At 54.6% G+C, this 10,622-nt stretch carries 11 protein-coding genes and 2 pseudogenes; 1 reads left to right on the top strand and 12 read right to left on the bottom strand.

The features are described 5' to 3' along the window. Position 1 precedes the first annotated feature (1 nt). The 4 genes from CKW37_RS28035 to CKW37_RS32695 form a co-directional block, all read right to left on the bottom strand. Entirely contained in the window at positions 2–370 is a 369-nt protein-coding gene (locus CKW37_RS28035; RefSeq protein WP_011005920.1) for a TIGR03745 family integrating conjugative element membrane protein, read from the bottom strand. A gap of 22 nt (positions 371–392) precedes the next feature. After that, complete coding sequence (locus CKW37_RS28030; RefSeq protein ID WP_011005921.1) at positions 393–632, bottom strand: TIGR03758 family integrating conjugative element protein; 240 nt, start codon at positions 630–632, stop codon at positions 393–395. Next, entirely contained in the window at positions 629–1,000 is a 372-nt protein-coding gene (locus CKW37_RS28025; RefSeq protein ID WP_011005922.1) for an RAQPRD family integrative conjugative element protein, read from the bottom strand. Before CKW37_RS28025 ends, CKW37_RS28030 begins: the two co-directional genes overlap by 4 nt. A 319-nt stretch (positions 1,001–1,319) precedes the next feature. After that, the gene (locus tag CKW37_RS32695) at positions 1,320–1,535 is read right to left on the bottom strand and encodes a hypothetical protein (protein WP_064481777.1); all 216 of its coding nucleotides are present in this window, start codon (positions 1,533–1,535) and stop codon (positions 1,320–1,322) included. On the opposite strand from CKW37_RS32695, the gene CKW37_RS28020 reads away from it, so the two are divergent. Continuing rightward, the gene (locus tag CKW37_RS28020; RefSeq protein ID WP_081262894.1) at positions 1,464–1,799 is read left to right on the top strand and encodes a transposase; all 336 of its coding nucleotides are present in this window, start codon (positions 1,464–1,466) and stop codon (positions 1,797–1,799) included. The genes CKW37_RS32695 and CKW37_RS28020 overlap by 72 nt on opposite strands. A gap of 206 nt (positions 1,800–2,005) precedes the next feature. On the opposite strand, the pseudogene CKW37_RS28015 reads toward CKW37_RS28020, so the two are convergent. The 8 genes and pseudogenes from CKW37_RS28015 to CKW37_RS27980 form a co-directional block, all read right to left on the bottom strand. Continuing rightward, positions 2,006–2,113: pseudogene (locus CKW37_RS28015) on the bottom strand (IS5/IS1182 family transposase); the annotation flags it as partial. A gap of 118 nt (positions 2,114–2,231) precedes the next feature. Next, positions 2,232–3,007: pseudogene (locus tag CKW37_RS28010) on the bottom strand (transposase); the annotation flags it as partial. A 221-nt stretch (positions 3,008–3,228) separates the two neighbouring features. Next, positions 3,229–3,582 (bottom strand): hypothetical protein, encoded by a 354-nt coding sequence (locus CKW37_RS28005; protein WP_011005926.1) that lies wholly within the window; start codon positions 3,580–3,582, stop codon positions 3,229–3,231. 404 nt (positions 3,583–3,986) lie between these two features. Beyond that, positions 3,987–5,384 carry an OmpP1/FadL family transporter gene (locus CKW37_RS28000; protein ID WP_095159411.1) on the bottom strand — a complete coding sequence of 466 codons (1,398 nt, stop codon included), beginning with the start codon at positions 5,382–5,384 and terminating at the stop codon, positions 3,987–3,989. A gap of 112 nt (positions 5,385–5,496) precedes the next feature. Then, positions 5,497–6,597: an NAD(P)-dependent alcohol dehydrogenase gene (locus CKW37_RS27995; protein ID WP_011005928.1), complete on the bottom strand. Its 1,101-nt coding sequence runs from the start codon at positions 6,595–6,597 to the stop codon at positions 5,497–5,499. Between the two features lie 195 nt (positions 6,598–6,792). Next, positions 6,793–7,845 carry a 2Fe-2S iron-sulfur cluster-binding protein gene (locus tag CKW37_RS27990; protein WP_011005929.1) on the bottom strand — a complete coding sequence of 351 codons (1,053 nt, stop codon included), beginning with the start codon at positions 7,843–7,845 and terminating at the stop codon, positions 6,793–6,795. Between the two features lie 149 nt (positions 7,846–7,994). Next, positions 7,995–9,104, bottom strand: a complete 1,110-nt coding sequence (xylM, locus tag CKW37_RS27985) for a xylene monooxygenase subunit XylM (protein ID WP_011005930.1) — start codon at positions 9,102–9,104, stop codon at positions 7,995–7,997. Between the two features lie 27 nt (positions 9,105–9,131). Continuing rightward, positions 9,132–10,595, bottom strand: a complete 1,464-nt coding sequence (locus CKW37_RS27980) for a benzaldehyde dehydrogenase (protein WP_011005931.1) — start codon at positions 10,593–10,595, stop codon at positions 9,132–9,134. Positions 10,596–10,622: the final 27 nt, after the last annotated feature.

Below are 10,622 nucleotides of genomic sequence, written 5' to 3'. Positions count from 1 at the left end.
CTTACAGCACGCCGGTGGCTTTGGTGAGCAGCCAGATGCCGACCACCAACAGGATCGCGCCCACGGCGACCGTCAGGCCGAACTGGCCCCAGGTGGCGCGGCCGGTGTGGATCTCCGAGTAGCGTGTGTAGGCGTGATAGCAGACACCGATGAACATCGAGGCGACCACGAGCAGCGCGATCAGCAGCACGATGTCGTAGCCGTAGTTCTGCAGGGTCTGCAGGATGCCGCTGCCCTGGCCGCGCGATGGGTCTTCCATGGTCGGCAGGCCCTGCGCGAAGGCCGACAGCGGCAGGCCCGCGAGCGCCAGCGGCAGCAGCGGTGCGGCGATACGGGACGGAATGCGATGGGATGTCGGTGGCGTGCTCATGGCGTATGGCCCTTCGTGGCGGTCAGGACAGGAGGAAGAAGGCCAGCACCAGGTACATCGCCACGAAGCGCACGACGACGGCGAGGAACTGACGTTCGGTGATGCGATGCTCGGCCCAGCCGACATAGGCGGTGCGCACGGCCCACACGCCCCACAGCAGCAACACGGCGAACACGAAGCCCAGCACCACGGCGGAGACGGCCGAAGGCGCAAAGCCGCCGTTGGCCTGGAAGGCGGCGACCTGATCGGCAGAGGGCGTCATGGCGACGGCTCCTCGTCGTCGGCGCGCTCACGGCGGACGTAATCGCCGGCCAGCGGGACGGGATCGCGCGGCTGGGCGCGCTGGGGCACGAGGTAGTCCTGCACGCCGGTACGCACGCGCGTCAGGTCGGCACGCAGCCGGGCGTAGTCGAAGTGGTAGCGGGCGCGCGCCTGCGGCGTGGTACTGGCGGCGTGCTCGGCCAGGCGGTCGATCAGGTCGAGTTGGCGGGCGAGCGCGGCCAGTTGCTCGTGTTCAGCGGCAGCATCGCCGGCCGATGCGGGCGATGCGCCGGCCAGCGCGATGATCAGCGCCAAGGCCAAGGCCGGCACACGGCGGCAAGGGGGCAGCGGGTTGCCAAGGGGTATCATCACGCCGTTCCGCAGTCGTCTGGATGGTGAGATGCTGCGGTGGTCGGCTGGAATCTGCCGCAAACAATCGGAACGGGCTGCGAACCGGATTCACGTGATCTACTTCGTAGAGTGCCAAGCTAGCGCTTGCCGTGTCCGGCGTGCCCTGCGCCGGAGCAGCCAATCCACGACCGGGGCGAGCGCCGTTGGCAGCACCTGCACTTCTTCCAGTTTCGCGTCTCATCGATGCCCACCGCCGTGGGTGGGGTGCACGCAGTGAACTTCAGCGCGGCGCGGCGGCCGTGTGTGGACGAGACTAACCCCCGTCGCGGCCAGCGCTCTACGTGACGTTGTTCCATAATACCGATGCGCGGCGCTTGCTGTTCGCCACGCCGGGCCGGGATGCCCAGACCTTTGCGACGTTCGCAGCCGATCTGCGTGCGTATGGTGGCGAGCCCGACGCGATCACCGACATTGGTATCGACTGCCCAGGGCCTTCCAGGCGGGCGCGGCCAAGCAGCATCCGCAGGCGCGCCTCGCCTTCGATCCATTTCATGTGGTGGCGCTGGCCAGTCGGGCGCTCGACCAGGTTCGGCGTGCGGAAGTGAAGCTCGCGCCGGAGCTAAAAGGCAGTCGTTGGGCGTTGCTCAAGCGCGCGGCGCACTGGTATCGCAAACAGATCGACAGCATGCATTGGCTGCAGCGCAGCGGCCTGAAGACAGCGCGTGCCTTGCGCCTGAAAGAGGCATTGCGCCAACGCTATCAAGCACGCCCCGCACCGGATGACGCCGCTAGCCTGCTCGACCGCTGGATCTCGTAGGCACGTCGCTGCCGGCAGCGGACGAATGGCTTCGCCTTCGCTCCTGATGCCCCTCTCGTGAACTCAAGTCCGACAGGCTACTAGGCAGCGGTGCTAAAGATCCTCTGAAGTAGCCATGCATTTCTGGCTGACTTCAGCCTCCGCTGATTTTAAAAGCGGCAAATCAATCAGCCGCCGCGAGCAACTCGCGGTAGCCATTCCCCTCACTACAGGCGCACCTCTCCTGCGTTCGTCAGTAAATGCGGGCGTGCCATCCACCGATTCGACAGCGCGAATAGTGTCACCAGTTGCGCCGTGCTATTCGCCAGACCCCTCCTGCCGTCTCGATGGCATACACAACTTAAACTTTTCTGCAGCGCTCTTGGTGGGCGCCACAGCTCCGGCGTAGAGGCTGAGCAGCAGGCTCACCTCGTTGCGGGCCATCGCGTCCTAGACAGTGGAGGCGCCGCGATCAGTCGATGAGAGGTGTGCGGCGAGCGCCGACTTGACCTTGCCCATGTACGCCTCGGCGCTGCCTCGCTTGCGGAGAGCGCCAGGATCTTCTCCGATGGCCAGTCGAACTTGCCGAGGTTGGTGACCAGGAAGAAGGCATGCACCAACAGGTCATCGGGGCGTTCCTGCACCACCAGCACCAGCACCACGCGCCGTGGCGTCGGCCAGGAACCAGCCTGGTACTCAAGGTCGTGGCACCACTCCCGAGGCTGCTCGGGTTGACGGCCCGGTGGCCGCTTCAGGTGCGGTGCCGCCAGCTTCTGCAGGCCGATGTGGCTGCGCAGCAGGCCACCCACCATGTCGCCCGTTTCGGCCAGCGAAGCCACCAGCGGTGAGTAAATCCGTGCGCTGTAAAGCCCATGAAACGCCGAGCCACCCTAGTGGCCGTGGACATCGATCGGCACGCCGTCGATGTCCAGCGTCAGCTGCTCGGGGCGTTGGCCATGCTTCAGCGAGGTCAGACGCCAGACCACCAACAGCAGCAGGTCTTCATGCACAGCATCGATGTTGTCATTTCGCCCCATGCAGGTCAGCAGCCGCGACAGCGTGGCTTGAGACAGCCGACCCTGAGCTAGGGGCTTACAGAGCACCGCTGTCGCTGGTGGTGCGCTGGCCGCTCAGCTCGACACGAACAGCGCCGTTTCAGGAGGGCGTCCAGGCGGAAAGCTTTCCCCCATAGCGGATGGCTGTCTTGGTTCATGTTCTTGGCGGAACACACTGAATTTCCGAGAGAATACCATCCGCTATCTTCGTTTTCAGGTCGGCCTCATGAATAAGCCGGGTTAATTCATGAGGTGCGCTTACTGGTCCCCCACCTGAGTCGGCTCTTTATACCCCCAAAAAAACTGATGCGCCCACGTCCACACTATCGGAACTGTTGTGCAGCTATAATCCGCGCCACCAAACAGACGGTGCAGGTGCAAGGCACCCTCGCGCCTTAATAGGCGGCCATAAATAGCACGACAACGCCCGCCAACGCCAAGCCGCCGTGCCCGATGATCGCCCACCAAGGCTTGGCGTTACGGAACAGCACCCCAAAAAACAACGCCCCTCCCAGAAAGGCTGCTACCAGCAGGCCCAGCGCCCAGAAAGCGGCCTGCGGAATCGAAGCATCGGGCCCGCCGCTAAACAACGCATAGACCAGCGTCACGAGTCCCGCGAAGGCGAGCCCACCGTGCGCCAACCTCAACCACGAAGGGTAACGCACCTTTATAGCCGTCAGCAGGGCTAAAAGCAACCCGCCCGAAGCAGCCGCTACCATCCACCAGAATATCCACTTCACAAGCTCCATCAGTTGCTCCTCAATTTGGTGTCTTTATAGAATGACGGCCGCCACTCGCCGCCCCCAATAATGTGGCATTGCTAGAATATAGCAACGACGAAAACCAGCGGTCTTCCAGTAAGCTCATTCCATCGATAGCACATTGACTTACTTGCTCGCTCAAAGACGGTCAAGAAGTATCGCTAACGAATACGCAAGTGCAACTTTCAGTCCGCCTCCTTGCTAATATTATGATCTTAAGCCAGCATCAAGACTTATCGCCACCAACCTGACCTGCAATGCACATCTCAGTAGCCACTCATGCCTACCAGGCTAGTTAACCAGATAGCTATTGAACCCGAAGATTGAGCCAACAAAGATAGCGGCTCAAATTGATTAGTTCGAACTTCAGAAGCTTACGATAAGCGTTTTAATCAGAATGAATAATTATAGGCCAGGACGAAATTATCTTGCGCTATGGACGATTTCACGGGCGATGAGGTGTTGTAAGCCGACCGGTTGGTCATACTTTCCTTGAAGGCGTGCGAGTAGGCAGCATCGAATCTGCCTGATTTGGATAACTGATAACTAAATCCTAAAGAGGCATGATCCTGTAGCACTGCTGGAATCAGCGCCAGCAGCCCTTCGTCATTGAATGGCTGCGTGGCATGACGGTATCCTGCTCGCAGGGTTAAACGCGGGGTTGCCGCATACGACGTGCCAATCGCCATGATCGTTTGATCCTTGGCATCCTGCGGCAGCTTTAAGTCAACATCGCCCATCCCACTGGCGAACCCCAATTTAATGTCCTTCAAAGCATCCTTCCAGAAAACGCGAGAAACATCAAAAGCGATCAACCATTTATCCGTGACCTGATGGCTGATACCCACATCAAGCTTGGCTGGCGTATTGAAGTCCAAAAACCGAACCTCGCCTTCGATAGGCACATTACCGGCAATACCGTCCACCGCTGTAACAGTCCCCTTCCCTTTCAAGTCGTTCATGTGACTTTTGAACATGTAGGAGACACCCACATTCGTTGTGGGGGCCACCTTGTACAATAACCCTAATCTGGCCGAATACCCCCACCCATCAACGCCACTCGACATCTCTTTGTTTTTGCTAACGCTCAAATGGACACCCCGTGGGTCGGGCAAGGTTCCAATCACCCCCATTAAGGAGCCGGACGCTCGCCCATCCCCCGCTAGACTCCCTAGCTGGTTCATTCCAAGTAAATAATCAAGATTCAAGCCAGTCCACTTGGCATCAAGTGAACCGCCAATGGCCAGGCGATCGTTAACTTTAAAGCTCGCAGCAAAAGGTATATCAAGGATAAACAAACGGCTAGCATTTTCAAGACCGGTGTCCGCCCCGGCAGCATAACCCTTTCCACCAACATCACCGCGCGACAAAAAACTGTCATTCCCATATTCCACCCCTACACCGGCTTGTGCAAACACGCCCGCACCGAAGGTCCAGTTGGAAACCTTGTGGATATAAGCAAACTGGGGGGCAACATAGGGTCCTCTGTTGTTCGAATGGTCACTCGACGACACATGTTCCCCGGTCTCCGGGTTAGTGGCGCCAATGTCTGTAGTGATAAGATCGAATCCGAGCAACAGTTCGCCGGCAGAATCAGATAAATCCATGGTCGCTGGGTTGACCATCATCGACGCGGGCCCGACATAATGCGCAACAGCCGTTCCACCCATGCTCCTAGAAATTGCTCCAAAGCCCTCCAAGAACAAACCATCCGTCGCTATCGCATGGCTTGATGCGATACCCAAGATCGCACCACTAATTACTTTATTGGGTAAATTTTTTATTTTCATATGCTTCACCGTTTATTAACGTTTTTATATGGGGAAAACAACATCGAACAACACATTCTCTACGCAACGTTGGAAAAGTTCCACACGGGCCGCGCATTTCTACCAGCACGCGTCAACCAATCCGGAGTACCGGCTTAAGCGTCACGCCTTTTTCCGAATCTTCGGCGGCTCGATTGATTTCATCAAAAGGATAAAACTTAATCAGCTTGTCAAACGGAAACTTCCCCTGGCGATAAAGCTCCACCAGCCTGGGAATGAAAATATCCGAGATCGACTGACCCTCAACGATTCCACGAAGCTTACGATTGAATAGCAGGAAGTTAATGTCAACGGGCACCGTGGCCCCCATAGGTGGCGCCCCTACAATACCGATCTCACCGCCTATAGCAGAGCTGAGGATCGCCTGCGTAAGCACGGCGGGCAAACCGCTAGTCTCCAATACATACGGAACACCGTCAGCGAATATCTCTTTGATCGCCTCAATGGGATCGTTAGCGGCCGGGTTAATAATGTGCGTCGCCCCAAGTTCACTGGCTAGTTCCAGCCGGTTTTCCTTAACGTCGACAGCGATGATGGTGGTACAACCTGCTACAACGGCAGCCATCACGGCCGAAAGACCAACTGCCCCAGCACCAAAAATTGCGATAGCAGAACCCGCTGGCGGATTAAGCGCATTCAGAACAGACCCTGCGCCAGTTTGAATGCCACAACCAAGAGGCCCAAGCAACTCAAGCGGTACGTCTTTTGTAACCTTCACAGTGTTACGTTCATAAGATAGCGCATATGTCGCAAAGGAGGACTGCCCAAAAAAGCTTGCTCCCACCTCTGCCCCTTGGTGATCGTGGATGGTGCACTCCCCGGTTACCGAGCGCCCCATAAAGTTAGGGCCAAATGAGTTTGCACAACTGGTAGGGTCTCCGGAAAGACAAGCATCACAACTCCCGCAGGTATAAAATGTCAAAACAACATGGTCGCCCGGCTGAACCTTTTTGACCGCGGACCCAACCCGCTCAACCACACCAGCCCCTTCATGCCCAAATACCATCGGTAGTGGAACCGGATAATGCTGATCGCGACAAACCAGATCCGTATGACACAGCCCGGTTGCAACCAATCTAACGAGAACCTGATCTTCAGCTGGCTCATTAAGAGCTACATGCTCAAGTAAGAACGGGCCATTTTTTTGGCGAACTATTGCTGCTTTGATTTCCATTTCCATCTCCCTCTTTATTTTAGACTAAAGTTATAAACCGATCTTTACCAACCTTTTGGACAACAACCTATTTATCTCACTGCCATCAATTTTTGGCCGCAAGACGATTCCAATCATTAACTCACCGATTAGCTCGAATACCGTAAGCTAGACTATGCATCGAACCACAGTTAAACTTGTAAGCTTCTGCTACTGCTAGCAAGGAGGTCTATTATAAAAACGGTCCGCAAACACTAATTCCCGCGCAACACCAAGTCGAACGAGCTCGGTCTCGGCAGCGTCCACCATAGGGGGCGGCCCGCAAAGGTATCCTTCATAAGGCTGCCCAGTGAGGTACTCCTTAAAATACTCGGTTACCATGCCACGTTTCCCTTTCCATGACGACGTAGAAGACTCTTCGGACAAAACTGGAATAAGCTCGAAGCGCCCACCCCAATCGAGTTGCAGCGCTTCTATTTCGTCGAGGCAATATAGGTCACGTTGTTGACGAGCTCCAAAGAACAACAACACATCACGCTCTCGCTGGGCCTGGGTCATGCTCTGCAAAACACATTTAATTGGAGCAAGCCCCGTTCCGCCGGCTACGCAGACCATCGTGGCATTGCTCTCATGGAGCCCGAACTGTCCATAAGGCGCTCGCAGGGTTAGTGTCGCTCCTGTACGATCGCCACCAAATAGCCAACCACTGAAAACTCCACCTGGGACAAGGCGAACATGGAAGCTCAGGGAGCCGTCAGGTTGGGGCGGAGCGGAAAAAGAATAACTCCTTACAGCAGAGCATTCTGCACATTCTACATCTGCATACTGGCCGGGGTAGAAGGCTATCTGCTTATCGGGCACTACTTCCATCTCGACTATATCGTGCGCCAGCCGTTTCTGCTTACTAATCAAGGCACTCGTTTCTATTGGAACTAACGCCTGCCCGAGCACTGTGTCTAGCTCTATCTCGAGATCTTCTTTTGGTATGCATTGACAACCCAAACGATAGCCGGACTGATACAGATCGCCACTCAGACCCATAGCAGAAGAGGTCAACTCATTGACCCTGCCAGATATCAGTTTATATTTACATGTCCCACAAGATCCGACTTTGCAATCATGCGGAAAGGCAATTCCTTGATGCAGAGCGCTTTCCAGAATGGTTTGCCCGCGTGGCACCTTAAACTGAAACCCCTGCCCTCTGACTGAAACGGTAGATTCCGGAGGCGGCACAAATAAACCAGAGATTTTCTTAAAAAACTCATTCATAAACCCATCGCTCAGTTAGACGCCCGTTAATTAGAAAAAACGGAAACTTTGTCCCATTTGGAACGTTTTTTTCAAAAAGAGACCGTAGAGTTCGTTCGCTCTTCGCTTATCTACGGTCTCAGTCGAAACGGTTTAGACTGCCTGTATTATCAAATGCTAGCCACCCGACCCAGTTCACTTTCACACCACAGTGGCCATCCCGCTTTTTTATTTGCAGCCATAGCCAGTTCGCGCTCACCTGGAGTTGCGTACCGCTGGTCCCAGTCTCTCAACTTTGGTTTTGCAATGAGAGCGAACCAAAGAGGCGGAATAAGCCCTAGAAGGAAACACACAAAGAGCGAAGGCATCTGCGGGGCTTCTTTTTCCGGACGCAACTCATAGAACCGTGTATAGCCGTCAATATGATGATTGATATGGTTAGTAATTTCGCAACCCAGCGGGCGCACAATTGTTCCCATATGATTCCACGCGTGGTGCAGGAGGATAGGCTGATCTAAATCGCGTACTAAACCATAGTGCTGAAAGTAATTAAAACCCTCGACTATCCCTTTCGCAATAATCATCGAAGCAATCGTAACCAACCCTAATGCTGGCCCGCCCAGATAAGAAACCAAGCCAGGCAGAGCGAGCAGAAGTGCGACATATTGATATGTTTTGTTGGACAAATTCCACGGTGACTGTCCTTTTCTACGTAAAGTTTCAGCCTCAATCTTTATCGCATCTTTGACGGAACCAACTGTCGCACTGATCACGAAACTGTAAATTGTCTGACCACGGTACGGAGTATCGCTATCGAGAGGCGTATCTAAGTAAAGGTGATGCGTGTTGACATGGGCAATGTCTCGGTTCGGATCACCATAAAACATAGCCAATAGCTGCGCCATTTTCCGAGGCAACCAGTGGCGACGATGCATCAACTCATGCGAAACCGGAAGAGTTGGCACACCACTAAGCCAAGCCAAAGAAAGAATGCACCCTGCCACTTGTAACGGCTCACTAAGTTCGATACGCCCGTTTTCAACTCCGAAGACAAGGAGCCCATATAGACCGATCATTAATGGTAACTGCAAATACTGGGTAAGGTCTGCGAAAAAGGGACTTACCTTTCTGGCCGAAAAATCCTTCGGTAAAATGACATCAAGCACCATCAGTGCAGGGAATGTTGCCGCCCCAAGCCAAACCCAATAGCCACCATAGTAAAATCCGATCAGCCCGCAAGCAGTAACAACAGGAATCAGGTAATAACGAAGCGTGTCCATATATCCTCCTACTTTATTATTGTCGACTCAAAATGGGTAATTAGCTGGCTTCTCAACCATACTAATCCATTGAGATTGAGTAAATTCTTCAATACTTGCAGGTCCGCCAAACCGGCCTCCGCTACCCGAGGCACCCATTCCTCCGAAGGGAACATGCGGCTCACAGTTAATTGGCTGGTCATTAATATGGACCATACCGGTATTTAGACGCTTTGCGATGTCTAGACCAGTCGCCAACGCCCTAGTATGGATAGATGCGGCCAACCCATACTCCGAACAGTTTGCCAATTCAATCGCCTCTTCAATACTGTCAAATACAGTGATCGGAGCCACCGGGCCGAAAATTTCAGATTTGAAAACCTCCATCTCCGGCTTCACATCCATGATTACGGTAGCTTGGTAGTAGCGATCTTGATACGTACCTCCCGCCAAAACCTGAGCACCGGCCCTTTGCGCAGATTCAACGAGCGCGTGGACGCGAACTACCTGTTTCTCATTGATAAGCGGGCCGAGATGCACTTGATCCGAGTTTGGATCCCCCACCACTAAGTTCTTGGCACGTAGCGCCAGTTTCTCTGCATATTGCTGAGCAACGTCCCTATGTACTAAATGACGTCCGGCGGCCATGCACACTTGGCCCTGATGCAAAAACGTACCCCAAGCAGCGCAGCTGACAGCCCCTTCTAAATCGGCGTCAGGCAACACGATGTGGACATTATTACCACCCAGTTCAAGCGCAACCTTTTTCAGCATTCTCCCGCATTTCTCTCCGATCAACCGGCCCACCTGTGTGGACCCGGTAAAAGAAATCATGTTAATTCCGGAGTTCGCAACCATTGACTCTCCTACGTCCGCTCCACCAGGAAGAACGTGAAGAACACCGTCCGGCATGCCAGCGTCGGAAAAGATTTCGGCAATGAGCGCCCCCCCGGTGACAGCAGTCTGAAGGTCGGGCTTTAAGATCACCGCATTACCCAACGCTAAGGCTGGTGCTACCGAACGCATTGCTAGAAACAACGGGAAATTCCAAGGTGCAATTACGCCGACCACGCCAACTGGAACGCGCTGACAAAGATTCATGCGCCCTGGAACTGCCGATGGAAACAATGTACCGTTAGGCAAAGAAGCTAGACCCGCAGCTTGATGCATTTGCTCATACGCAATTCCGGCCTCCCATAAGCCCTTCGGACGAATTGCGCCGCATTCCCGTACGTTCCAATCGGCGAATTCATACTCGCGCTCCTTTAGTTTTTCGGCAGCCTTGCGGACAATGGCGGCTCTTTCACTAAATGGTATTGCGGCCCATTCCTTTTGCGCTCTCTTAGCTGCGTTCACAGCAGCATCGACATCTTCGCCGTTAGCAACACCCGTAATGCCAAGAATGTCTCCATTGGACGGATCGACAACATTGGCAACACCTCCCCGCGCCTCTACCCAATTAGAACTAAACACCTTCCCGTACCAGATAGGCTGCTCTTTTGTTTCCCGCATAATTATGCCTCCTTAACTTCAAAGTTA

Origin of the sequence: Pseudomonas sp. Irchel 3E13 (assembly GCF_900187455.1) — a bacterium.
Taxonomy (GTDB): Bacteria; Pseudomonadota; Gammaproteobacteria; order Pseudomonadales; family Pseudomonadaceae; genus Aquipseudomonas.
The sequence above is the reverse complement of the archived record's forward strand: the minus strand, read 5'-3'. Positions and strand labels throughout refer to the sequence as shown.

Excerpts from the sequence above, each read along its gene's own strand:
- CKW37_RS28035 (WP_011005920.1), bottom strand. The coding sequence starts at position 370 with ATGAGCACGCCACCGACATCCCATCGCATTCCGTCCCGTATCGCCGCA.
- CKW37_RS28030 (WP_011005921.1), bottom strand. The coding sequence starts at position 632 with ATGACGCCCTCTGCCGATCAGGTCGCCGCCTTCCAGGCCAACGGCGGC.
- CKW37_RS28025 (WP_011005922.1), bottom strand. The coding sequence starts at position 1,000 with ATGATACCCCTTGGCAACCCGCTGCCCCCTTGCCGCCGTGTGCCGGCC.
- CKW37_RS32695 (WP_064481777.1), bottom strand. The coding sequence starts at position 1,535 with ATGAAATGGATCGAAGGCGAGGCGCGCCTGCGGATGCTGCTTGGCCGC.
- CKW37_RS28005 (WP_011005926.1), bottom strand. The coding sequence starts at position 3,582 with ATGGAGCTTGTGAAGTGGATATTCTGGTGGATGGTAGCGGCTGCTTCG.
- CKW37_RS28000 (WP_095159411.1), bottom strand. The coding sequence starts at position 5,384 with ATGAAAATAAAAAATTTACCCAATAAAGTAATTAGTGGTGCGATCTTG.
- CKW37_RS27995 (WP_011005928.1), bottom strand. The coding sequence starts at position 6,597 with ATGGAAATCAAAGCAGCAATAGTTCGCCAAAAAAATGGCCCGTTCTTA.
- CKW37_RS27990 (WP_011005929.1), bottom strand. The coding sequence starts at position 7,845 with ATGAATGAGTTTTTTAAGAAAATCTCTGGTTTATTTGTGCCGCCTCCG.
- xylM (WP_011005930.1), bottom strand. The coding sequence starts at position 9,104 with ATGGACACGCTTCGTTATTACCTGATTCCTGTTGTTACTGCTTGCGGG.
- CKW37_RS27980 (WP_011005931.1), bottom strand. The coding sequence starts at position 10,595 with ATGCGGGAAACAAAAGAGCAGCCTATCTGGTACGGGAAGGTGTTTAGT.